General features: G+C 70.1%; 16 protein-coding genes. 11 read left to right on the top strand and 5 right to left on the bottom strand.

Going from position 1 to position 23331, the window contains the following annotated elements:
• The first annotated feature begins 48 nt into the window (after window positions 1-48).
• Both IE316_RS05100 and IE316_RS05095 read left to right on the top strand, forming a co-directional pair.
• On the top strand, window positions 49-1566 hold the full coding sequence (locus IE316_RS05100; protein WP_190202908.1) for a flotillin family protein: 1518 nt from the start codon (window positions 49-51) through the stop codon (window positions 1564-1566).
• 40 nt (window positions 1567-1606) lie between these two features.
• Entirely contained in the window at window positions 1607-2680 is a 1074-nt protein-coding gene (locus IE316_RS05095; RefSeq protein WP_190202907.1) for a PucR family transcriptional regulator, read from the top strand.
• On the opposite strand, the gene IE316_RS35315 is transcribed toward IE316_RS05095, so the two are convergent.
• A complete protein-coding gene (locus tag IE316_RS35315) occupies window positions 2637-2774 on the bottom strand; it encodes a DUF397 domain-containing protein (RefSeq protein WP_308438892.1) in 138 nt (45 codons plus the stop codon). The genes IE316_RS05095 and IE316_RS35315 overlap by 44 nt on opposite strands.
• Complete coding sequence (locus IE316_RS05090) at window positions 2737-3651, bottom strand: helix-turn-helix domain-containing protein (RefSeq protein ID WP_190203281.1); 915 nt, start codon at window positions 3649-3651, stop codon at window positions 2737-2739. Before IE316_RS05090 ends, IE316_RS35315 begins: the two co-directional genes overlap by 38 nt.
• 175 nt (window positions 3652-3826) lie before the next feature.
• Between IE316_RS05090 and IE316_RS05085 the strand changes: the two genes are divergently transcribed.
• From IE316_RS05085 to IE316_RS05060, 6 genes are all read left to right on the top strand, one after another.
• Window positions 3827-4246 carry an ATP-binding protein gene (locus tag IE316_RS05085; RefSeq protein WP_190202906.1) on the top strand — a complete coding sequence of 140 codons (420 nt, stop codon included), beginning with the start codon at window positions 3827-3829 and terminating at the stop codon, window positions 4244-4246.
• Window positions 4247-4328: 82 nt separating this feature from the next.
• Complete coding sequence (locus IE316_RS05080; protein WP_190202905.1) at window positions 4329-4646, top strand: hypothetical protein; 318 nt, start codon at window positions 4329-4331, stop codon at window positions 4644-4646.
• A 939-nt stretch (window positions 4647-5585) separates the two neighbouring features.
• Complete coding sequence (locus tag IE316_RS05075) at window positions 5586-7697, top strand: amino acid adenylation domain-containing protein (RefSeq protein WP_190202904.1); 2112 nt, start codon at window positions 5586-5588, stop codon at window positions 7695-7697.
• A gap of 15 nt (window positions 7698-7712) precedes the next feature.
• Window positions 7713-9353: a class I SAM-dependent DNA methyltransferase gene (locus IE316_RS05070; RefSeq protein ID WP_190202903.1), complete on the top strand. Its 1641-nt coding sequence runs from the start codon at window positions 7713-7715 to the stop codon at window positions 9351-9353.
• The gene (locus tag IE316_RS05065) at window positions 9346-10584 is read left to right on the top strand and encodes a restriction endonuclease subunit S (RefSeq protein WP_190202902.1); all 1239 of its coding nucleotides are present in this window, start codon (window positions 9346-9348) and stop codon (window positions 10582-10584) included. Before IE316_RS05070 ends, IE316_RS05065 begins: the two co-directional genes overlap by 8 nt.
• Window positions 10581-13850 carry a type I restriction endonuclease subunit R gene (locus IE316_RS05060; protein ID WP_190202901.1) on the top strand — a complete coding sequence of 1090 codons (3270 nt, stop codon included), beginning with the start codon at window positions 10581-10583 and terminating at the stop codon, window positions 13848-13850. Before IE316_RS05065 ends, IE316_RS05060 begins: the two co-directional genes overlap by 4 nt.
• A 47-nt stretch (window positions 13851-13897) precedes the next feature.
• Here IE316_RS05060 and IE316_RS05055 read toward each other — a convergent pair whose 3' ends face one another.
• The 3 genes from IE316_RS05055 to IE316_RS05045 all read right to left on the bottom strand — a co-directional run bounded on the left by IE316_RS05055 (window position 13898) and on the right by IE316_RS05045 (window position 15915).
• The gene (locus tag IE316_RS05055; protein ID WP_190202900.1) at window positions 13898-14287 is read right to left on the bottom strand and encodes a PIN-like domain-containing protein; all 390 of its coding nucleotides are present in this window, start codon (window positions 14285-14287) and stop codon (window positions 13898-13900) included.
• Complete coding sequence (locus IE316_RS05050) at window positions 14277-14933, bottom strand: DUF433 domain-containing protein (RefSeq protein WP_190202899.1); 657 nt, start codon at window positions 14931-14933, stop codon at window positions 14277-14279. The genes IE316_RS05055 and IE316_RS05050 overlap by 11 nt, the downstream gene beginning before the upstream one ends.
• A gap of 97 nt (window positions 14934-15030) precedes the next feature.
• Window positions 15031-15915, bottom strand: coding sequence for a hypothetical protein (locus tag IE316_RS05045; protein ID WP_190202898.1), 885 nt, complete (start codon window positions 15913-15915; stop codon window positions 15031-15033).
• 750 nt (window positions 15916-16665) lie between these two features.
• Between IE316_RS05045 and IE316_RS05040 the strand changes: the two genes are divergently transcribed.
• The 3 genes from IE316_RS05040 (at window position 16666) to IE316_RS05030 (ending at window position 23301) form a co-directional block, all read left to right on the top strand.
• Window positions 16666-19167 carry an AAA family ATPase gene (locus IE316_RS05040; protein WP_190202897.1) on the top strand — a complete coding sequence of 834 codons (2502 nt, stop codon included), beginning with the start codon at window positions 16666-16668 and terminating at the stop codon, window positions 19165-19167.
• 74 nt (window positions 19168-19241) lie between these two features.
• The gene (locus IE316_RS05035; protein ID WP_229910204.1) at window positions 19242-19583 is read left to right on the top strand and encodes a hypothetical protein; all 342 of its coding nucleotides are present in this window, start codon (window positions 19242-19244) and stop codon (window positions 19581-19583) included.
• A gap of 127 nt (window positions 19584-19710) precedes the next feature.
• Window positions 19711-23301 (top strand): ATP-binding domain-containing protein, encoded by a 3591-nt coding sequence (locus IE316_RS05030; protein WP_491591178.1) that lies wholly within the window; start codon window positions 19711-19713, stop codon window positions 23299-23301.
• Window positions 23302-23331 lie beyond the last annotated feature (30 nt).

The raw sequence follows: 23331 nt of genomic DNA, 5'->3' as shown, positions 1-23331 counted from the left end.
CACCGCTTCCTCTTCCTCTTCCTCTCCGAACCACCAGGGGGAACCGCCATGAGCCCTGTCCTCATCGCACTGACCGGAGCCGTCGTACTCCTCGTACTACTGGCCCTTGTCGTGGTCAGCCGCTACAAGGTGGCCGGCCCCAGCGAGGCGTTCATCGTCACCGGCCGCCGCGGCAAGCGCTCCACCGACCCGGAGACCGGCCGGATCGTCACCGACAACAGCGGCCAGAAGGTCGTGGTCGGCGGCGGCGTCTTCGTCGTGCCGTTCGTGCAGCAGCGCTTCACCCTCGACCTGTCCTCCCGGCACATCCCGGTCGCCGTACGCGGCGCGGTCACCCTGCGCGGCGTCAAGGCCAACCTGGACGGCGTGGCCATCGTCAAGGTGGGCGGCACGGAGGACGCCATCCGCGCCGCCGCCCAGCGCTTCCTGATGCAGCAGGACGGCATCGTCGGCTTCACCCAGGAGGTGCTGTCCGGCGCGCTGCGCGCGATCGTCGGCCGGATGTCGGTGGAGGACGTCATCCGCGACCGCGCCGCCTTCGCCGGGCAGGTCGCGGAGGAGGCCGAGGCCAGCCTCTCCGGGCAGGGCCTGGTGCTGGACGCGTTCCAGATCCAGGACATCACCACCGAGGGCTCGTACCTGGAGGACCTCGGCCGTCCCGAGGCGGCCCGCGCCAAGCAGGAGGCCGACATCGCCGAGGCCGAGGCCCGGCGGGCGGCCGAGCAGGCCCGCCTCAAGGCCGAGGAGGAGATAGCGGTCGCGCAGCGCACGCTGTACCTGCGGCAGGCCGAGATCAAGGCCGAGACCGACCAGGCGTCCGCCCGCGCCAACGCCGCCGGCCCGCTCGCGGAGGCGGCCCGGCAGCAGGACATCCTCGCCGAGCAGGAGAAGGTCGCCGAGCGGCAGGCCGCGCTGAAGGACCGCCAGTTGGACACCGAGGTCCGCAAGCCCGCCGACGCCAAGCGGTACGCGGCCGAGCAGGAGGCCGAGGCCCGCCGGGTGGCCCGGGTGAAGCAGGCGGAGGCCGAGCGCGCCGCCGGGATCGCCGCCGCCCAGGCCGAGGCCGAACGCGCCCGGCTGACCGGTGAGGGCGAGAAGCAGCGGCGCGGCGCGCTGGCCGAGGCCCAGGCCGTGGAGGGCCTCAAGCAGGGCGAGGCCGAACGCTCCCGCCGCGCGGCGATCGCCGAGGCCGTACGCCTGGAGGGCGAGGCGGAGGCCGCCGCGATCGGCGCCAGGGGCGCGGCCGAGGCCGAGGCGATGGAGAAGAAGGCCGCGGCGTTCGGCAGCTACGGCGAGGCGGCGGTCCTCCAGATGCTCATCGAGGTCCTGCCCCAGGTGGTCGCCAAGGCGTCGGAACCCCTCTCCGCCGTCGACAAGATGACGGTGATCAGCACGGACGGCGCGAGCCGCCTGTCCCGCACGGTCGCCGACAACGTCGCCCAGGGCATGGAACTCCTCACCTCCACCACGGGCGTCGACCTGGCCACCCTCCTGAAGACCGTCACGACCCGGCGGCAGCAGGAGGAACCGGAACCCACCCCCGCCACCCAGATCCCCGTGCGCTAGAAAGAGGCGGAGAGCGCGGCGCGCACAGGGGGCGAGGTACTTGGCGACGACGTACGGAAACACCACCGCCTGCGAGCCGTATCTGGCGGGCTATGCGCGCATCCTCGCCGACGCCTCCGCCACCGGCCGCCGCCTCACCCGCGAGGAACTCGACTCCCGCCGCGCCCTCGGCGAGCGTGCCGCCGAGGCCGGCCTGGGCCTGCGCGCCCTGGTCGGCGCCCACCTGGCCGCCACCCGCCGGCACTGGCCCACCGGCAACGGCTCCACCCCCGACACCGTGCTGGCCGCCGCCGCCCAGGCCGTCGACGCCCTCGCCGAGGGCTACGAACGCGCCCAGCGGCACGCCGTACGCCAGGAGGAGGCGGCCCGCCGCGAGTTCATCGACGACCTGCTCTACGGCCGCAGCGACCTGGGCCGCCTCGCCGAACGCGCCGAACGCTACGGCCTGCGCCTCTCCTCCGCGCACGCCGTCGCCGTGGCGAGCGGCCGGACACCGTACGACGACGGCGACCCGGTCCCCCGAGACGTCGAACGCTCCCTCATCGGCCGCTTCGGCGACCGCAGCATCCTGCTCACCACGAAGGACGGCCGCCTGGTGTGCATCGCCCCCGGCGACCAGGACGAGGTCCTGTCCTACTTCGCCAAGCAGGCGTACGCCGCCACCGACGGCGGCCAGGTCGCCATCGGCCGCCCCCAGCCCGGCCCCGCCGGCGTCGTCCACTCCTACGAGGAAGCCCTCAACGCCCTCGACCTGGCCGACCGCCTCGACCTGGACGCCCCGGTCCTGCGCGCCGCCGACCTCCTCGTCTACCCCGTCCTCACCCGCGACCGCCAGGCCATGGCCGACCTGGTCGAGAACACCCTCGGCCCGCTACGCGCGGCCCGGGGCGGCCCCCAACCCCTCCTCGACACCCTCACCGCCTACTTCGGCACCGGCTGCGTATCCGCCGAAACGGCCCGCCGCCTCTCCCTCTCCCCCCGCGCCCTCACCTACCGCCTCGCCCGCATCCACGCCCTGACCGGCGCCGACCCCACCGACCCGACCCACCGCTACACCCTCCAGACAGCGGTCATCGGAGCCCGCCTACTGGACTGGCCGACAAAGCCCCTATGAACGCCGCCCAGGCAGCACTCCCCACGACCACCACACTCCCCCCACCGACCTTGCTGTCACGCACGGGGACGAGCCCGGGGACTCCGTCCTTCACCTCTACGCAGTCGCCACCGGCCTGATTGCTGTAGCTGCTCCTGCGCCAGCCGCCGTCGTACTGCTCCGGACGGAATGTGTGCGCCACGGTGATCGCCCTCCAACGCGGACCGGATCATGTCGAGTGACATGAGCGGGGGCAGGGCTGCCGCCCGCAGCCGATCGTAAATCACCTTGTAGCGGCTGACCTCGGCCGTTTCTTCCATGAGTTGGCCGTAGTCCGCGCCTTCCGTGTACGCCGCCTCGGAACCGTCCGGCAGGGTCAGTACCGTCAGCGACCCGCCCAACGCCTCATGTCCGCCCTGGTCGAACGGCAGCACCTGCAAGGTGATGTGACGCTCACCGGCGACGCTCAGCAGCCGAGCAAGCTGCTCCCGCATCACCGACGCCCCACCCACCGGCCGCCGCAGCACCGCCTCATCCAGGACGACCCACAACTCCGGCCGCTCCGCCGACCACAGCCGATGCTGCCGCTCCAACCGGGCCGAGACCCGCTCCTCCAACTGCTCCTCACCACTGAGCCGTACGTCCAGACTCAGCACAGCCCGCGCATAAGCCTCCGTCTGCAACAGCCCCGGCACCACATGACCTGCGTACTGCCCGATCACCGTGGCCTGCTCCGACAACTGAATGAACACACGAGCCCAGTCCGGGAACATCTCCCGATACACATAGGGCCACAACTCGACCAGCAACTCATCCGCACCGAGTACGCGATCCAGCGCGCGCGCCAGCTCCAACGTGGGCCGGGCCCCGCACACCCGCTCGATCTGGGCGATCCGACTGCTGACGACATGCGTCTTGGCCCCGAGTTCGGCCTGAGTCATCCCGGCGGCGAGCCGCAACCGCCGCACCCGCGCCCCGAACAACGCGGCCATGGACGAGCTGGGATCAATGGGTTCGGCCAAGGCGTCACGTCCGTTCCTTACGAAGCGAAAGGTAAAGCTGCGCCCCCTACCAACCGTAGAGCCACCCGAGGACCCTTGACTGCGGAACGTAACAACTGAAGCGCGCACCGCACACACTTGAGCCCAACCCCAAGGACGAACCACCGTGCCGCCAGCAACCACCACCACAAGGGCCCAGTTCCCCTCCTCCCCGAAAGGCGCCCGACGGGCCCGCCACTTCGCCGTCCGGCAGTTGGCGGACTGGGGCCACGCCCCGACATCGGACACGTCCGGCACGACGGCCCTGATCGTCGGCGAACTGACGGCGAACGCGGTACGCCACGGCCACGTAAGGGGCCGAGACTTCACCCTCACTCTCACCCTCGACCCGGCAACGTCCCTGCTCAGAATCGAGGTCACGGACGCGGCAACGGAAAAACACCCCCCGACCACAGCACCCCCGCACTGCCCCGAGGGCGAATCAGGCCGCGGCCTGTTCCTGATCAACGCCCTCGCCCACCACTGGGGCACCCACCCCCGCCACCCGCTGGGCAAAACGGTATGGGCCGAGATCCCCACGACCTAGCGCCGCCGACTCCGCTGACGTACACGCGAGCATGCCGCCGTGATCACGGGTCCGTTGTGGACATGGGTAGGCTCTCGATCTCATGAGCGCTATACGATCCTGGGTCCAGACCAAGCTCACGGGCGGGCCTGTGGCTGCGATCGTCGTTCTCGGTGACCTGCTTGTGTGTGCGGCGCTGCTCCTGGCGTCCATAGGGGCCATCGGTACGGAGCCCACCACCCGGGCGGAGGAGACCGCCGCTTGGCAGTCCGCCCGGAAGCTGTACGTCGGCTGGCTGGTGATAGGCGCGGCGTCCTTCGCCGTGTTGCGCATGCCGAAAGCTCTGCTCGCGCACATGTCGACGATGTTGCTCTCACCCATCGCCCTGTTCGTGCTACTGCTCTCCCCTGCCCTCGCTTGACGCCGGGCACGCGGATTCGGCGCGGAGCAGCAACTGAACCCACTACCCCCTCGGTGTTGATGGCCCGCAGGCGTTCGCGGTGGTCCGTCGCCGCTGTCCCACAGTGAGACACCCACCCCGCGGCTCCAGCTCACTTCTTGCGCCGCTTGCTCGCCCTCTTCTTCAGCTCGGCTTGGCCGCGCTTCGTCCAGTCGCCTTGGTGTAAGTAGCAGCGCGAAGTGCCCTTCAGTGTCTTGTTCTGGCAACGACCGCCGGCCGCCTTTGGCCAACCGCACTTCCCTTGCTTCCACTCGCCCACCGTCAACCCCCGGTAGTCCAGTGCCACCTGTCGATGTCCAGCGTGCGTGGCTTCGCAGACGCAGGGGAGGGCGCACGGCAGGCAACACCCGAACCCCGCGCGCACGCGGTCAGTACATCCGGCGCACCACACCGACGTGCGCGCCTATGAAGAGACCATTCACCGACAGGTCCGTTGTCCGTCCCCGCGGCTATGGTCTCAAGCGCGTGCTCGGCTTCCGGGGGATCCGCTGGAAGCCATCACGGCCGCAGTTCCAGACGGTGTGGACCCGAGGAGCACGTTGAACAACCACTGCAGCAGACAGTGAGCCCCTTTCGACCGCAGGTGACAACAGACCCACGCTGTGCCACGGGCATCTGATAGGCCCTGGGGCATGGCGGGAAATGGTCCCAAGGATCGTGGCCGGGCAGGTTTCTTCGATAACCCCCGTTATCGCAGCCCGTACCGTGTCGCGCCTCAGAAACGTCGTATCGTTCTGAGGCACCAGGCGAGCACCCGCTGACACAGCAGAGCCGCCGCGCGTACAGGGCCCGCCCGGCGGGGTCGGAGCACCTGACACGGACGAGAGAGGAAACGGGGAAACCATGGTCACTGGTACGCCGGACGCGACACTACGTTCTCCGGCACCTCTCCTGGTCTCGATGTCCGAGATCGCCGCGTTCGCGCGGGTGAAGCGGCCGGTCGTGTCCACCTGGCGGCGCCGCCACCGGGACTTCCCCGCGGCCGTGTCCCAGAACTCGGGAAGGCCGCTCTTCAACGGTGCACAGGTGGCCGACTGGCTGATCACGTCCGGCCTGGGCAACGCCGCTCCGGCGGAACTCCGCTCCGAGCTGGCCCTCTTCGGCATCGTCGCGCTGCGGGACCGGTTCACGCCGTGGCAGCTGGTCGAGACGCTGGGAAGCCTGCTGTGCCTGCGCCGGCTCGACGGCCGCCCGCTGACCGACGGCACGAACGGCTCGCCGGACGAGGCCGAAGCCGACGGCACCCTGTGGTCCGCCGTGCTGCACCGCGCCGAACGCATCGACGCGGAGGACGATTTCGTCCTGCGGGAACTGAGCTCCCTCGACGCCACCGCGGCCCCGCTCGTCCGCCTCGCCGAGGACCTCGTCGAGGCCGCCTACGACGAGCACGGCGCCTACGAGTGGCTGCTCGCCGCACGCTCCCGCCTCGGCCTGGACTCCCTCGCCGCCGACGCCGCCGTTCCCGAGCTGCGGCGCCTGCTCACCCAGCTCACCGACCTACGCTTCCGGCTGGAGCACGGCGAGTCCCTCACCCTCGCCGACCCGCACGCCCGCGCCGGCGACCTGCTCGCCGCGCTTCTCGACGACACGGAGGACCGCGACCGCGTCACCGTCCTCGCAGCCGATCCCGACGAGCGGCTGGCCCGCATCACCCGCCGCCGCCTCCTCCTCGCCGGTGTCGACGAACTCGACCTCGACGTCCAGACCGGCCCCGACCTGGAGGAACACCTCGCGGACCCGGACCTCGTCGTCACCCAGCTCCCCTATCGACCCGGCGAGACGCGTTCCGTCCTGACCGCTCTGGAGGAGGTCGAGCGGGTCGCCGACCTCCTCCGTCCCGGCTGCACGGCCCTCGTCCTGGGCCCTGCCGACGCGCTCGTGGACGCACTCAAGGACACCGAGGCGTCCCGGCTCCGCTCGGCCCTCCTGCGCGCCAACCTCGTCGAGTCCGTCATCGCCCTCCCCGGCGGCGTCCTGCCCTTCCGCCCCGGCTACCGCCCCGCCCTGTGGACGCTCACCCGAGGCCCCGTCCGCGAGGCGGAGGGCAAGGTCTTACTCGCCGACATCAGCGCCGACGAGCTCACGGCGGACGTGCGCATGCGGCTCGCCGAGGACGTCCTCCTCTGGCGTGCGGAAGGCTTCCGGAAACTCGACGGCCACGACCCGCGCTATGGCCGCGTGGTGCCCGTCGCCGACCTCGACCGTGCCTTCGGCGGCCCGCTCACCCCGCCGGCCCCGCCCGCCGCCACGATCTGGTCCGACGAGGTCAAGGAGCGCCCCGCCCTGATCGCCGAGGCCGAGGCCCGCCTGGAGCGCGCGACGGCGGAGGCCCGCGCCTACGAGTCCGTGCACGGCCCCTACCTGGGGGGCGTACTGCGCCGTGAGGGCCGCCTGCCCCGGCGTACGACCCTCGGCAAGCTGATCGCCGGGCGTGCGGTGATCCGGCTCCCCGGCCACCGCGTCGACGACCGCCACCTTGCGGCGGACGGCCACCACGCGGTCATCGGCCCCGAGGAGGTCACTGGCGAACGTCCCGTCGGCGCCCGCCGCATCGACCGGCTGGTCCTGGCCACCGAGTACGACCGCGTGGCACTCACCGAGCCCGGCGACGTCGTCTACACCCTCGCCCCACGCCTCGCCCTGTACGTCGACCACGACGGCTTCTCGGTGGTCGCCTTCCCGGCCCGCGTCCTGCGCGTCGACCCCGACGCCGATCGCCCGCTGAAGCCGCGTGTCCTAGCGGCGCTGCTGGGCGCCGCCCGGGGCACCGGCCGCAGCCTCAGCGCGGTACGCCCCGCCCGCCGCATCGAGGACTACCAGCTCCCCGACCTCACCCCCGGCGAGGTGCGGCGCTTCGACGCCCTGCTGGCCGAGATCGAACACCGGGAATGCCTGCTGCGCGCCCAGGCCGACGCCCTCGCCGAGGCCCGCAGCTTGACCATCGCCGGCCTGGCGGACGGCACGCTCACGCTGGGCGACGTGCCGACCGTACGTAATTTGCCCATTGGTTGATTGGAAGAAGGAACGATGCCTCCCCGCAAGCGAGCCGCAGCAGCCGCCGGACAGGGCGAACTGCTCAGTGTCTCCAGCACCAAGGAGATCCAGGACATCCTGTGGAAGGCCGCGGACAAGCTCCGCGGTTCCATGGACGCCGCCCAGTACAAGGAGTTCGTGCTCGGCCTGGTCTTCCTGAAGTACGTCTCGGACGCCTTCGCCGAGCGCCGCGACGAGCTGGCCGCCGACCCGGAGCTGGCCCAGATCCCCGAGCACCGCCGGGCGTCCTTCCTGGAGGAGAAGGACGAGTACACCGAGAAGAACGTCTTCTGGGTGCCCCCGACCGCCCGCTGGGACTACATCTCGGAGAACGCTGCCAGCGCGGAGGGCGGTGTCGGCGCGCTCCTCGACACGGCCATGGACGAGGTGATGAAGGCCAACAAGGCCCTCACCGGCGTCCTCCCGAAGATCTTCAACCGCGACAACGTCGACCAGAACCGCCTGAAGGAACTCGTCGACCTCATCAGCGACGCCCGCTTCACGGGGCACGGCGACCGCCCGGCGCAGGACGTACTGGGGGAGACGTACGAGTACTTCCTGGAGAAGTTCGCCCGCGCCGAGGGCAAGCGGGCCGGCGAGTTCTACACCCCGGCGAGCGTGGTCCGCCTGATCGTCGAAGTGCTGGAACCGTACGAGGGGCGGGTGTACGACCCGGCGTGCGGCTCGGGCGGCATGTTCGTGCAGAGCGGCAAGTTCGTGGCGCGGCGGAAGGGCAAGGATCACACGCACGACCTGGCGATCTACGGCCAGGAGGCCAACGAGCGCACCTGGCGCCTGGCCAAGATGAACCTCGCCATCCACGGCATGGACCCCAAGGGCGTCGGCGACCGCTGGGCGGACACGTTCGCGGACGACAAGCTGCCCGACCTCAAGGCCGACTTCGTGATGGCCAACCCGCCCTTCAACATGTCCGACTGGGCGAGGAAGACGGACGACCGGCGCTGGAAGTACGGGGTTCCGCCCCAGTCGAACGCCAATTACGCCTGGCTCCAGCACATCGTGTCGAAGCTGGGGGACAGGGGCAGCGCGGGCGTGGTCCTGTCCAACGGCTCGATGTCGTCCAAGCAGTCGGGCGAGGGCGAGGTCCGAGCGGCGATGGTCGAGGCAGATCTGGTCTCCTGCATGATCGCGCTCCCGGGCAACCTGTTTCGTACGACGGCGATTCCGGCATGCCTGTGGTTCCTGACGAAGGACAAGTCCCCGCAGGGTACGAAGGCGCTTGACGATCGTCGAAGCCAGGTCCTATTCATCGACGCGCGGTCGATGGGCACGATGGTCGACAAGACCGAGCGCAGGTTCACCGATCAGGACTTGGAGAAGATTTCCGACACGTATCACGCGTGGAGAGGCACCAAGTCGGCGAAGGCCAAGGGCCTCACTTACGAGGACGTTCCGGGCTACTGCTACAGCGCGACGATCGAGGAGATCGAGAAGCACGACTATGTGTTGACGCCGGGGCGGTACGTAGGGGCCGCGGAGGTTGAGGAAGATCCAGACGCGGAGCCGGTGGAGGAACGGATCGCCCGGCTGACAAAGGAGCTGTTCGAGCAACTTGAGGAGTCGGCTCGGCTGGATGCTGTGGTGCGGGAGCAGTTGGGGAGGATTGATGGCTGAGCGGAAAACCGTGCCTTTGCGTGAATTGTTGATCGACACGAAGGACGGGGACTGGGGGAAGGGGGAGCCTGCGCCCGGCTATGTACCGGTACATGCCATTCGTGGAACGGATTTTCCCTCATCGCGTCTCGGGAACGTGGCGAGCGTTCCGCTTAGATACTTCTCGGAGAGGACGGCGCATCGCCGCCTTCTTCAGCCGGATGACATTTTGATTGAGACAGCAGGGGGAACTCGTGACCGCCCGACGGGGCGCACGCTCCTTGTTACCAAGCGGCTTCTTGATCTCTTCACTGGGGACGTGAGTTGTGCTAGCTTTGCGCGTTTCCTCAGGGTTGATCACCAGAAGGTAAATCCACGCTTCATCTTCTGGTACTTGCAGGACTTGTACAACAGTGGAGATATGTGGATCCATCAGGTCCAGCATACAGGTGTAGCCCGATTTCAATTCACGCGTTTCGCGGATACCGAGGAAGTGCCGGTTCCCGCAAGAGCGGAACAAGACGCGGTTGTGGAGATGCTCGGGGCGCTAGACGACAAGATTGCGGTGAACGAGCGCATCGCGACTGTGGCCCTTGAGCTAGCGGACGCCCATTACTCCTGTGCGATGCAAGAGTTGGACTTCGGGCCCGAGACGTTCGGTTCGGTAGCGACTGTTGTCGGCGGAGGGACGCCCAGTACGAAGAAAGAAGAATACTGGGGTGGGGGGATTGCTTGGGCCACTCCAACTGACGTGACCGCCCTGTCTGCGCCGTACCTATTTGCAACCGGCAGGACCATCACGAGCGAAGGGCTGAAGAACTGTGCATCTCAGCTCTATCCAGCGCAATCCATTTTCATGACCTCTCGTGCAACGATCGGAGCTTTTGCTCTGCCTCAGATGCCTGCTGCGGTAAATCAGGGGTTTATTGTTGTCCTGCCGCCGTCCGAAGAGTTGCGATGGTGGCTGCTGCACGAGATGCGATCTCGCGTGGATGAAATGATCAGCCTGGCTAACGGGTCGACTTTCCTGGAGCTGAGTCGCAAGAATTTCAAGGCTATGCCGATCCGGTTGGCGAGCGACCAGGGTGTTGCCGAGTTCGCGCAGGCAGTTTCGCCATTGCATGGCAGGGCTGCGCAAGCAGCGGCCGAATCGCGCACCCTAGCCACCCTCCGCGACACCCTCCTCCCCCAACTAATGTCCGGCAAGCTCCGCGTCCGTGACGCCGAGAAAATCGTGGAGGACGCCGTATGACCACCGGAGGCACCAGCGACCCCACTACCCCCACCCCCGCCCACCTAGACGCCAAAATGACCGAGTCCACCTGGGAGTACCTCGCCCTCGATGAACTCGGCGAGCTCGGCTGGGAGGTCAAGGCCGGCAAGGAACTCGCCCCCGGCACCGGGCACCGCCGGGACTGGGACGACCTGATCCTGCACGACGAGCTCCAGGCGGCCATCGAGCGGCTGAACCCGGAGCTGACCGCCACCGCCGTCCACGAGGCGATGCGCATCGCCACCGACCCCGCGTCCCGCGAGGCGTACCCGGAGAACCGGCAGGCGCACAAGAACCTCACCACCGGCGTCCGCCTGACGTACACGGACGAGTTCGGCGCCGAGCAGTCCCCGACCGTCCGCCTCGTCGACTTCACGGACCCCGACGCGAACAGCTACCTCGCCGTCAACCAGGTCACCGTCCGGGAAGCCGACGGCAGTCACCGCCGCTTCGACATCGTCCTGTACGTCAACGGCCTCCCCCTCGCCGTCGTCGAGCTGAAGAGCGCCTCCGACGAGAACGCGACCGTCAAGTCGGCGCACGCCCAGCTCCAGACGTACGTCTCGGAGTTCCCGATCGCGTTCCGCTACAACGTCCTCTGCCTCGTCTCGGACGGCATAACCGCCAAGTACGGCACGATCTTCACGCCGTACGAGCACTTCGCGCCCTGGAACGTCGACCACGAGGGCAAGCCCGTCGACACCAACGCTCCCGGCTACGACGGCCTGGACGCGCTCACGCTCGCCCTCCACGGCCTGTTCACGCAGGAGCGGTTCCTCTCCCTCACCCGCAACTTCGTCAACTTCCCCCCGCCCAGGCCGGGCGAGCCCCTCTCCGGCAAGCGCATCGCGAAGCCGCACCAGTATTTCGCGGTCAACAAGGCGGTGGACGCGGTCGTCGAGGCGTCTCGCGGCACCGGACAGGCCGGCGTCGTCTGGCACACGCAGGGTGCGGGAAAGTCGGAGGAGATGGTGGAGACGGCTGCGCTGGTCTCCCGCCACCCCGCCCTGAACAACCCCACCATCGTCATCGTCACCGACCGCACCGACCTCGACGACCAGCTCTTCGACACCTTCCGGGACAGCGAGACCCTCCTCCAGCAGAAGGCCCACCAGTTCGACACCCGTGAGGAGCTGCGCGCCGCACTGAAGGAGCGCACTGTCGGCGGGATCCTCTTCACCACCCTCCAGAAGTTCGGCCTGAGCAAGGAGGAGAAGGACGCCGGCAAGTCCCACCCCCTCCTCTCCGAGCGCCGCAACATCCTGGTCATCGTCGACGAGGCGCACCGTTCGCACTACGACAGCCTCGACGGCTACGCCCGCCACCTGCGCGACGCCCTCCCGTACGCCACCCTGCTCGCTTTCACCGGCACGCCGATCTCCAAGGCGGACGCCGATACCCGTGCCGTCTTCGGCGAGTACATCGACGTCTACGACTTGAAGCGTGCCGTCGACGACGGAGCCACGGTCCGCGTCTACCACGAGCCGCGTGTCATCGAGGTCGACCTGCCCGAGGATGTCGACCCGAGCAAGATCGACGAGCAGGCCAACACCCTCACCGAGGGTATGGACGACGCCGAGCGCCGCCGCGTCATCAGGTATGCCACGGCGATGAACACCGTCTACGGTGCCCCTGACCGGATAGCGAAGCTCGCCGACGACCTGATCGAGCACTGGGAGGCGCGCCGGGAGCTGGTCAAGCCGGACCTCGGCGGGCCCGGCAAGGCGATGGTCGTCTGCATGACGCGGGACATTTGCGTGCGGCTCTTCGACGCGCTGGCCGAGCGGCGGCCGGACTGGGTCGGCAAGGAGGCCGACCAGGGTGTCATGAAGATCGTCTTCCACAGCGATCCCTCCGACGAGCCGCACTTGCGCGCGCACGCTCTCCGCCCGTCCCAGCAGAAGGTCGTCCAGGCCCGGGCCAAGGACCCGGACGACGAGCTGGAGCTGCTGATCGTCCACTCGATGCTGCTGACCGGCTACGACGCGCCGCCCATCCACACCCTGTACATGGACCGCCCGATGCAGGGCGCCAACCTGATGCAGGCCCTCGCCCGCGTCAACCGCCGTTTCCGCGGCAAGCAGGACGGCCTCCTCGTCGGCTACGCACCGCTCACCGACAACCTCGCCAAGGCCCTGCGCGAGTACTCGGACCAGGACCGCAAGGACCAGACGCTCGGCGCGGACATCGAGCGGGCCATCACCGAGGTCAAGAACGAGCTGTCCACGATCAAGGGCCTGCTGGCCGGGTGCCACTGGAGGGAGTGGCTGGCCGACACCGGCCGTCCCGACACCCGCATCCGCGCCCTGCGCCTGACCGCCGACTTCCTGCTGGACCCGAAGAACCCGGGCAACAAGGTCGAACCCGGTGCCAAGCCGCTCTCCGTCCGCTTCAAGGACAGCGCCGCCCGGCTCGACCGCTTCTACCGCCTGTGCGCGATGAGCCGCGAGATCGCCGAGCGCTGCGCGGAACTGGACGACTGGCGTCGCGACATCGCCTTCTTCAGCGAGGTCCGGGCCTGGATGATTAAGATCGACGCGGCCCGGCGCGAGGCGACCGGGGAGCCGCTCAGCGCCGAGGTCCAGCGCTACCTCCAGGCCCTGGCGGCCTCCGTCGTCGACGCCGACGAGATCACCGACCTGTACGCGGAGGCCGGGATCGGGCGGCTGGACATCACCCGCCTCAACGAGGCGCAACTGCGCAAGCTGGAGAACTCCGAGACCCCGCACCTGGTCACCGAGGCGCTGCGCCGCATGATACAGCAGAAGATGCGCGAGGTGACCAAGCACAACGTCGTCCGCAACGAGAGCTTCGCCGAGCGCCTGGACGACCTGATGAGGCGCTACATGCTCCAGCAGCTCACCAGCGCCCAGGTCATCGCCGAACTCGCCGCCCTGGCGCGGGAGGTGTCGGCGGAGGCCCGCCGCGGCGAGCGGTTCGACCCCCCGCTCAACCACGCCGAGCTGGCCTTCTACGACGCCGTCGCCCACCGCGACATGGCCGAGCTGATGGAGGGCGGCCAGGACACCCTCGCCAAGATCGCCCGTGCCCTCGTGGCCGACATCCGCAAGAACCTCTCCGTCGACTGGCTCTCCCGGGAACCCGTCCGCGCCAAGCTCCGCACCCGCATCCGCCGCGTACTGGCGATGTTCGACTACCCGCCGGAGGAGGAGCGGGAGGCGGTCGACCTCGTCCTCAAGCAGATGGAGATCGTGGCAGCCTTGTGGGCGCCCGCCGCGAAGTAGACGGGATCACGGCGGGCGGTCCGAGTCCGTGCCGTCCGCCGAATCGATCAGGGCGGCCAGGTGCGCTCCACGCGGTCGCGTCGTACCGCGTAGGCGGCGGGACCGCCCCTGCCAACTGCCCGATGGATCGCCTCGCGGTGTGCGTCGAGCCGTTCGACCATCTCGACACTGCGCAGCTGCTGGTTGTCGAGGTAGAACAGCACCGCCTCACGCTCCAGAACCGGTCGGATCTCCAGGTCCCTGCTCTTGATCCGGCCGTCCTTCGACAGCGGAACCCACGACTGATCGAGACCGTACGCGATCCACTCCTCATCGGCGACATCCTGTCCGTCGTCGGGAAAGACGTCACCGATGCGGTGAACGGACCAGCCGCACGCCCTCAGCCCTTCCGCGACCCGACGTCCGAGATTGCGGTCGAGGAAGAATTCAGGCGGCAAGGCGCACCACTGCCCGGCACAGCTCGTCCACCTGCTCGGGCGTCATGTCGAAGTCGTACGCGATGTCCTCGACGCTCTCCCCGGCCTCCCAGAGGTCGGTGATGGCATTGACCGCGACACGGTTGGCGGCCACGACGGGCCTCCCGTGACCGAACCTCGGGTCGATCACGACAGGTACGGAGTCCGGGTACTGCCTGAGCCGCAGACTGGAGGGGAAATCGTCGTCGGGCTCCCAGTTCAGGTAGCGAAGGTAGTCGGAGACCACTTCGTGGATGGGCGCCTGACCGTCCCGGGCCCTGCGGAGATCGCCGAGGCCGTGCTCGATGAAGATGTCCACGCCGTCGGTCGCGATCCGCTTCGACACGAGGCCGTACGGGGTGGCGAAGGCGTCCCGTACGGCGGCGGCGGCTTCCTCGATCTCGCTCATCCGGAGCCCCAGGGATCGCAGGGAACGAAGGGCGTGCGCCTCGGCCACCGCGATGAACGGCACCGAGGGCTGCCCCTTGCGCGGCGGCTCGACCTGGTGGACCAGGGGCGCCCCGGCGGCCCTGCCCTTCAGCCACGAGTGGAGCGTCGACTGCGGGATCTGCAGGTAGGAGGCTGTTTCCGTGGGAGTCAGAAGTCCGTCCCGGAACCTGTCGACCATGCCCCACCTCCTCCTGCCGTCTTGCTCGGTACCCGGTTTCGCATCGTCGCACATCAAGCCTGCCACCCAGGAGCGAACCGGACACCCGCCCATCGGCTCAGCCGGCCGCACGCAGGTGTTCCTCGCCAAGGCGGTCACGGCAGCCTCGGCAGTATCCGGGCTCCGGGGCGCGGAAGGCGCGCTCGCAGCCGTCGCAGGTCTGGAACGGCAACACGGCCGGGCGCTCGCCCGGCTCGGGCAGCGGTGCCGGGGGTGGCACGGGCAGCGGAGTCTCCCGGAGCCGGAAGGCGAGGACGCTGGCCGGTCGGGCCCGGAAGCGGTCGGGGAGCCGTGCGGTCAGCAGCTCGGTGATCTCCCGTGGTCCGACACCGGCCGCCAGCCACTCGGCGACGGCCGGCGCCAGGCGGGCGGCCTCCTGCGCGGACAGGACGAGGCGGGGGTCGACCCGGCGCAGGGTGGTCAGGACGGCGACGGCCTTCGGGTCGGCGTCGGCGAGTGCGGCCGCCGGGCCGCCGGGCTCCTCGGGACCGGGAGCGGGCGCCGCCTCCCGTCGGGGCGCGACAGCAGGGTCCGCAGGGGTGGGCCGCTTCCGGGGGCGGGGCGGCTCCGGCGACCCGTCGGGGGCCGGGTGGCCGCCGGGCACGTCGTAGAAGTAGGTCCGGGTGCGCACCTGCCCGGTGGGCGTCCGCTCGCGGCGGCGCTCCAGGTATCCGGCCGCTTCGAGCTCCCTGAGCGCACGCGAGATGAGGATCTCGCCCTCGCTGAAGTGCTCGCAGAGGGCGGCGATGCTCACGGGTGAGCCGTCGGGCAGGGAGGCGATGTACGCCGCGACGCCGATCGTGACCGCGCTGCCGCGTCGCTGGGCGAGGGCGTTGGAGATCACCGTGAAGTCGGCCGTCAGCCGGGTGCGTACGTGGATCACGCCGGAGATCGGAGTTCCGGCGTCGGCGCGCAGGGGCGCGTTAGACTGCGAGTCAGCCATTGGGAAGGTTGGAGCTTCCTGATCGGTCAGGCCCTCGATCGGGATTGCCGTCCCGGCCGGGGGCCGTCGTCTGTGTGAGGTTGTCGCGGCGAACGTAACGGTCTGTGTCCCGCGCCTGCAAGCCGGTCACTCGCACGGGTGACGCCCGCCCTCCGGCGCCGGGAGGGTGGGTGGGCGGGTAGTTCTTTCCCCGATTCTTTCAGGAGGTCAGCGGCTCGCCGGGCCCTCGCGAACAAGGGCCCGGTGAGCCCGGAAGACGGACGGCGACCGGTGACCGGCTGCCTCAGGAACGGTCGCGTCCGACCTTCAACTCTTCTGTGAAGGCAGCCCAGGCAGCGGCTTCCGCGAGCTGCGCAGCTCGCCCGGCGGCACGCCGTCCGGTGGCTGGGGGCAACGGGGCTAACCGTCGGCGTCGGACGTGTCCTGCGTGTCGAGGTCGCTGACGCCGCCTCCGCGAAGCGGCTGCCCACAGCTGTGCCTTCGTCGCCTCCCGAGGATGAGTCCGGCCGGGGGCTGCTCCTGGTGGACGCGCTGGCCGTGCGCTGGGGATCGGGGCCTCGCCACCCGGTGGGCAAGACGGTGTGGGCGGAGCTGAGCCTGAGAGGCAACTGACCTGCAATTAACGAGTATTGATAACTCTGGTTATCAAAATATTCCTGGTCTGCAACTCTCTGCCGTCCCTAACGTCTGTCCCGTCACCCCAGGCTCAGCAGAGCCGTCGGAACGGATCACGGAAGGGCGGAGAGCACCATGACGGAACACCCCGAGCACAACCAGCCCCCGGAGCAGGACGAGCAGGCCGAGCGAGTCCCCGGCACCCAGGGCACTGGCCCCGGCACCGGAGGCTCCCCGACGCTCTCCCGACTGGCCGAGCGCCTCGAAGCGTCCACCCTCGCCGAGTCGGCCCGGGAGCTGATCCGCGAGGCGCTGGACGGGGCGGGGACCGGCGCCGACGCGGCCGTCGGCCCGCACCCGGACCACCGGGTGTTCCTGGAATCCATCAGCGTCAGCGGCTTTCGCGGTATCGGCCGCAAGGCGCATCTGCCGCTGGGCGCGAAGCCCGGTGTCACCCTCGTGGTGGGGCGTAACGGCTCGGGGAAGTCCAGCTTCGCCGAGGGCGTCGAGACGGCGTTCACCGGACGTACCGCCCGCCTCGACAAGCAGCGTGGCGAGGTGTGGCGCCGGCACTGGCGCAACCTGCACGACGGAGCCGACCCGAAGGTCGAGGTCCGCCTCGCCATCGCCGGCGACCCCCGGCTGTCGACGCTCACCTGCACCTGGCAGGGCGACGATGTCACGGCGCCCGACATCGAGTTCAGGCGGCCGGGCCACGGCCGGGGTCCCTTCGAGGACGCCGGCTGGCAGCAGGCGCTGAACGACCATCGCCCCTTCCTGTCGTACTCCGACCTCGACAAGGTGATCAGCGGCAAGCCCAGCGAACTGTACGACTCGGTCGCCTCCATCCTGGGACTCGGCGAGCTGATGGCCGCCGACGCGCGGCTCCAGGCCGAGGAGAAGGCGCTGAACTCGGCGGTGAAGACGGCCGAGACGGAACTGCCCGCCCTCGTCGAGGCGCTCTCCGCGTTGGACGACGACCGGGCCAGGCGTGCGCTCGCGGCCGTCGACCGCGCCGGCGCTCCCGACTTCGACGCGCTGGACGCCCTCGTGAGCGGACTGCCCGACACGGACGACGACCGCCTCCGTGAGCTGCGCGCGACCGTCGAGCTGGCAGGTCCCGACCTCGAAGCCGTCGGAGCGGCCGTGGACCGGCTGCGCGAGGCCGTCGCCGTACTCGACGACGTGCGCGCCTCGGGTGCCGAGGACGCCCACCAGCGCGCCGAACTGCTGGCCCGGGCCCTGGAGCACAGCCGTCGGCACGCGGACGAGGACACCTGCCCGGTGTGCGGGTCCGACCGGCCCCTCGACGACGCATGGGCCGAGCGGGCCGCCGGACAGGTGACGGTCCTGCGGCGGGAGGCGGCCACCGCGCAGCAGGCCCGCAGCGAGCTGCGCGACGCGGTGGACGCCGTCCGCTACCTCGTCAGGCGGGCCCCCGCCTGGCTGCCCGCCCCGCTCGTCGACCCGTGGGAGGAGTGGGCGGCCTGCCGTGCGATCGACGACGCCGAACGGCTCGCCGCCCGCGCCGAAACCGCCGCCCTCGTCCTCGCCGACGCCTGCGCCGTCCTGCGGGAGGAGGCCGCCCGCGAGCTGGATAAGCTCGACGAGGAGTGGCGGCGCTGTGTCACCCGCCTCGCCGCCTGGCTCGATCGGGCCCGCACCGCCCACGCCGGCAAGCCCCGGCTGCGCCAGGTCAGGGCGGCCCGCAAGTGGCTCAAGGAGGCAGGCGCCGAGCTGCGCGCGGAACGGCTGCGGCCCTTCGAAGACCACTCGCAGCGGATCTGGGAGGAACTGCGCCAGCAGAGCAGCGTCGACCTGCGTTCCGTCCGGCTGACCGGCAGCGAGAAGGCCGCCGTGCGCAAGCTCGCGATGGACGTGTCGGTGGACGGTACGGAGGCGGCGGCCCTCGGCGTCATGAGTCAGGGCGAACTGCACTCCCTCGCGCTCTCCCTTTTCCTGCCGCGCGCCGCCGCGCCCGACAGCCCGTTCGGGTTCGTCGTCATCGACGACCCCGTACAGTCCATGGACCCCGCGAAGGTGCACGGCCTCGCGAAGGTCCTCCACGACCTCGGAGAGACCCGCCAGGTCGTGGTCTTCACCCACGACACGCGGCTCCAGCGGGCCTTCACCCACCAGGAGTTCCCGGTGACGGTCCTGGAGGTGGAACGGGAGGCGCGGTCGGCGGTGACCGTGCAGCGAGTGACCGATCCGATCGGCCAGGCGCTCGCCGACGCGTGCGCCCTCGCCCGCACGCCGGACCTTCCGCCGGCCGTCATGACCCATGTACTGCCCAGCCTGTGCCGCACCGTCCTGGAGCGGGCCTTCTCCGAGGCCGCCTGGCTGCGGCTGCACCGCGCCGGACTGACCGAGCCCGAGGCCGAGAAGACCGTCGCGGCCGCCGTCACGCTCCTGGACATCGCTGCCCTGGGGCTCTTCGGTGACGCGTCGAAGGGGGCGGCGGACGTCTACGGCGAGCTGCGCAGGCGGTGCGGATCCGAGGCGGTGGGCCTCGTCAGGCAGTGCCAGGAGGGCGCGCACCCGTCCGGCACCACGATGCCCGACCCCCTCCGCTTCGTGAGGGACGTCGAAGCCGTCGCCCAGACCGTGCGCAAGCCGGAGGGGACCACCCGGTGAACACGACCACCCGTCAGCTGATCGATGCCGCCGACCTGCTCCTCGCAGCCGGGGCCGGGACCTTGCCGGCCCCCGTGGCCAGGGTCGAAGCCGCTCCGCCCACCGTGCTCGCCGCCACGGCGGTGAGCAGGAACCGCGGTGCCGCCTTCGCCCTGCGGGCCGCGCTGGAGAGCGCGGTCGCCGACCGCCTCGCCGCCCGCAACGCTCCGCGCGCCATCCGCTCGGGCACCAAGCGGGCCGCGTTCCTCTGGCTGCGCGCCTGTGCCGAGCCGGAGACGGCCCGCCGCGCCAAGGCCGTGTGGTGCCGGCTCTGCCTGGGCTGCCACTACCACCAGTACGAGATCGGACCGACCGAGGACCAGGTACGCGACTGGCGCACCGAAGTGGTCTCGGTGGTCACCTTGTTGTCCGTTTGAGGCGGTCCGAGCACCGTTATCTGCTACTTCTGTACCAGGGGAGGCGGGCCTTGGCCCGCGACAGCGCGCACAGCGCTGCGGGAGGGGAACACACGTGAGGACGACATCACGAGCCGCGACTATCGCCGTGGAACAGAAGGCCGTCGACCGCGCCTACGACTGCTACGCGGCACGGCTCGCGGAACTGACCGGGCAGACGGCGGCGACGGCCTCCGCGAGCGGCAAGGACAGCATCGCGGCCCGCAAAGGCGCGGAGGCGACGGCGGAGAGTTACGGCGGTCTCGGGGGAGAGGCCCTGGTCATCAGCCGGGTCGACGTTCAGGACCCGGGCGATGAGGAGCCGGAGACGTTCTACGTCGGACGTCGCCCGGTGTTCGACCCCGAGAACCGGGACCAGGTGGTCGTCAACTGGACGACTCCGATCGCCGTACGCTGGCACAACGCACTGCCGGAAACACCCGGCGAGGTGCTGCTGCGTCGCCAGCTGCGCTGCGTCGAGCGCACGGTCGAGGACTACCGCGACGAGATCACGCGATCCCGAGCACCGCAGACAGGTGAGTCACGGGCCAAGGCGCCGGCGCCCGAGCATGAGACGCCCGTACCGGAAACGACCGCCGTCGGCACCGCCGCACCGGAAGCCCCGCACGGCCCCACAGCACCGGACGTGGCAGACGACGACCGGACCGGCGAGGAGCAGTCCGTACCACCCCGGCCCGCTCCGTCGCCACGTGATGTCGCCCGCAGGCAGCGGAGGAAGCCCCAACCGGTCGACGACTTCCTGCTCCAGGAGCTGCGCAGGTCACGCAGCGGCCGGATGCGGGACATCGTCGAGACGATCCGACGCGACCAGATGGCCCTGGTCACCGGCTCACCCGCGGACATCCTCGTCATCCAGGGCGGACCCGGAACGGGTAAGTCCGCGGTCGGTCTCCACCGCGTGACCTGGCTCGTCAACAACGACCACTTCCGCGCCCAGGACATCCTGGTCGTCGGACCGCACCAGAACTTCCTCGACTACGTGGGCCGAGTCCTGCCCACCCTCGGTACCCGCAACGTCAACGCGGTCCAGTCGGCCCGCCTGTGGGAGGGAGAGATCCGCGGCACCGACACCGTCGCAGCGCGGCTGGTGAAGTCCGACGAACGGATGGCGGCCGTCCTGCGGCGACGAGTGGAGAGCGAGTGCAGGCCGGAAGCCCTGGACTCCCTCGTATCCGCTCCCTCGCATGCCCAGGACGAGGCGGCCTTCGTCGTCACCGTGGGCAGCCTGGCCCTCCGGCTCCCGCGCTCTGAGGTGCTCGGCCTCCTCCAGAACGCCCGCGAGGGTGCCGGAGCGTACCGGGCGCGCAGGGACCGCTTCCGCACCCTGCTGGTCGACCGGCTTCTGAGCGAGCTCGTACGGATCGCTCCGCGCCGCAGCCGGGACCGGACCGTACGCCGCGACCTGGAGCGCAACCGGCAGGTCACGGCCGTCGTCGAGCGGACATGGCCCTCGTTGAGCCCCGAGGAGGCACTGCGCAGCCTGCTCGACTCGCGCACCCGGCTGAGCGAGTGTGCCGCGACCGACCTCGACGAAGCGGAGCAGGCCGCCCTCCGGCGACCGAGGGCGGACAACGCGGACGACGAACCCTGGACCCAGGACGACCTCGTCTGCCTCGAGGAACTGCGCTTCCTGATCGCCGGGGAGACCCCGCGGCGCTACCGGCACATCGTGATCGACGAGGCCCAGGACCTGACCCCGATGCAGGCCAGGTCACTGCGCAGGCGCTGTCCGACCGGCTCCATGACGGTGCTCGGCGACCTGGCGCAGGCCACCGGCCCGCACACGTACACCGGTTGGGAGCGGCTGGGCGGACTCCTCTCGGACCACGGGGACTGGCGGGTGGCGGAGCTGAACACCAGCTACCGGGTGCCCGCGGAGATCATGGAGTTCGTGGCTCCCCTGGCCCGTGCCGTGGCGCCCTCCCTGCCCTATCCGACGGCCGTGCGGATGGCCGGTGAGGACGCGGTCCGACTCGTTCCGACAACCCCATGGGGCCTCCTGGAGGAGACCACGGCCTGTACGGCCCGGCTCGTCGGCACCGACGACGGGCGGTCCTTGCGGTCGATCGCGGTCGTCGTACCCGACGACTCCGACTGGCTCGACGAGGTCCGCCGACGCGTGGACCGCGTGGACGGCATGACCGAGGAGAAGCTGCGCACGGTGTCCGTCCTTCCCGCCGCACAGGCCAAGGGCATGGAGTTCGACCACGTCCTCGTCCTGGAGCCGTCGACCATCGCCGACCGCGGTCCGGCCGGACTGCGGCAGCTGTACGTCGCACTGACGCGGAGCACTCAGACGCTGACCGTCCTGCACACGACCCCGCTGCCCCGAGAACTGAGCACCGCAGACGAAGACGACGACACCTCGGCGTCCCCGGCTTCCCCGCCCCTGGGCTCCGGCCCGGCCACCGCGACGGGGGCCGCCGGTACGCCGGACGGCGCCAGCCCTCAGGTCGTCAAGGAGCTGCCGATCGGTACGCCGGTCACGGTGCGCGTGGTCGGCCCGGGGCCGGGGGCGCACTGGAAGGTCAAGGCTCTTGCTCCGGCGACCGCGCGCACCCTGCTGCTCGTGACCCGGCACGGGGAGCCCGCACCCAAGGCGGGCGTCCGGCTGGACACCTGGGTGACGCGGAACGAGGGGCCGGTGAGCCTCGTCACGGCCGGTGACTTCGGCCGCAAGCCCATCAGTGCCCGGATGGCACCGCGGTACCTGGGAGCCCTCGGCGCACTCCAGGACATCGTCGAGGGCGGCGGCACGGTCCCGCCCGGGACCACGGACCGCCTCTCGGAGCTGAAGGGCATGGCCAACCGGTGCCTGCGCCGCGACCGGGTCGACTGGCTCAGCGTATGGCGTCTGCTGGGCTCTGCGGACCGCGACCGGCTCAGCGCCCTGGCGGACCTCGCCCAGCGCACACGTCAGGCGGTCACCTCGGGAACTCTCGACCTGCACACGGCCCTGGCGGCCGACCCGACATTCGTCCACTGGGCTGGTCCCCTGGCTCAGGCCCGAGAGGAGCTGTCCCGGCGGTTCGACGGCGAGCCACCCCACGAAACGGACACCACATCTGACCCCGTACCCACGCCACCGCATGGCTGCGGGCTCACACAACTGGACGCAGCCGAGCGTGACCGAAAGCCCGGGACGGGCCCGGTGCCCTCGCCGGGACGCCAGACGACACATGAGCAGAAAGACATTCCTTCGATGGACCTTGCCGCTCCTACGGACATCTCCGCACACGAGCCCACCGCGCAGCCGACCCTTGATGAGGCCCTCTCACGCGAACTGGTGCTCGGGGCGGAGGCCGACAGAGAGTGCAACACCCACGAAGCCGTGCGCTACGAGCTGAAGGCCGCCCTCCTGAGGGCCGGCTTGCGCCCTTCGGACTCACCGGCGGCCGACGTGATCGTGGACGGTCCGAAGGGCCTCTTCCTCTACGAAGTGCTCGGCGCGGACCGTTCGACCTACGCCGACCTGCGCGCAGGCGCGGCACGTCTCATGGAGATCGAGCACCTCGAGTCCCGTGCCATCGATCACCGGTTCCTGGTCCTCTCCGAGCCGCCGGCGGAGGGATGGGCAGCGGGCGCGCTCCGAGGAGTCTTCGGAGTGGGCACCGTCTGGAGAACCGCGGACGGGTGGGAAGGACCGGACTCGCGCATCGCCCTGCACCTACGGGACTGAGCCCCGAGCCGACGGCTCGGAAGTCGCATC

The sequence above is a fragment of the Streptomyces fumanus genome, assembly GCF_014655295.1.
Lineage (GTDB): Bacteria > Actinomycetota > Actinomycetes > Streptomycetales > Streptomycetaceae > Streptomyces > Streptomyces fumanus.
The sequence above is the reverse complement of the archived record's forward strand: the minus strand, read 5'-3'. Positions and strand labels throughout refer to the sequence as shown.

What these genes read in the sequence shown, in the direction of transcription:
- IE316_RS05075 (WP_190202904.1), top strand. Translation starts at nt 5,586, where the DNA reads ATGTCCGAGATCGCCGCGTTCGCGCGGGTGAAGCGGCCGGTCGTGTCC.
- IE316_RS05100 (WP_190202908.1), top strand. Translation starts at nt 49, where the DNA reads ATGAGCCCTGTCCTCATCGCACTGACCGGAGCCGTCGTACTCCTCGTA.
- IE316_RS05070 (WP_190202903.1), top strand. Translation starts at nt 7,713, where the DNA reads ATGCCTCCCCGCAAGCGAGCCGCAGCAGCCGCCGGACAGGGCGAACTG.
- IE316_RS05040 (WP_190202897.1), top strand. Translation starts at nt 16,666, where the DNA reads ATGACGGAACACCCCGAGCACAACCAGCCCCCGGAGCAGGACGAGCAG.
- IE316_RS05080 (WP_190202905.1), top strand. Translation starts at nt 4,329, where the DNA reads ATGAGCGCTATACGATCCTGGGTCCAGACCAAGCTCACGGGCGGGCCT.
- IE316_RS05060 (WP_190202901.1), top strand. Translation starts at nt 10,581, where the DNA reads ATGACCACCGGAGGCACCAGCGACCCCACTACCCCCACCCCCGCCCAC.
- IE316_RS05065 (WP_190202902.1), top strand. Translation starts at nt 9,346, where the DNA reads ATGGCTGAGCGGAAAACCGTGCCTTTGCGTGAATTGTTGATCGACACG.
- IE316_RS05090 (WP_190203281.1), bottom strand. Translation starts at nt 3,651, where the DNA reads ATGGCCGCGTTGTTCGGGGCGCGGGTGCGGCGGTTGCGGCTCGCCGCC.
- IE316_RS05050 (WP_190202899.1), bottom strand. Translation starts at nt 14,933, where the DNA reads ATGGTCGACAGGTTCCGGGACGGACTTCTGACTCCCACGGAAACAGCC.
- IE316_RS05045 (WP_190202898.1), bottom strand. Translation starts at nt 15,915, where the DNA reads ATGGCTGACTCGCAGTCTAACGCGCCCCTGCGCGCCGACGCCGGAACT.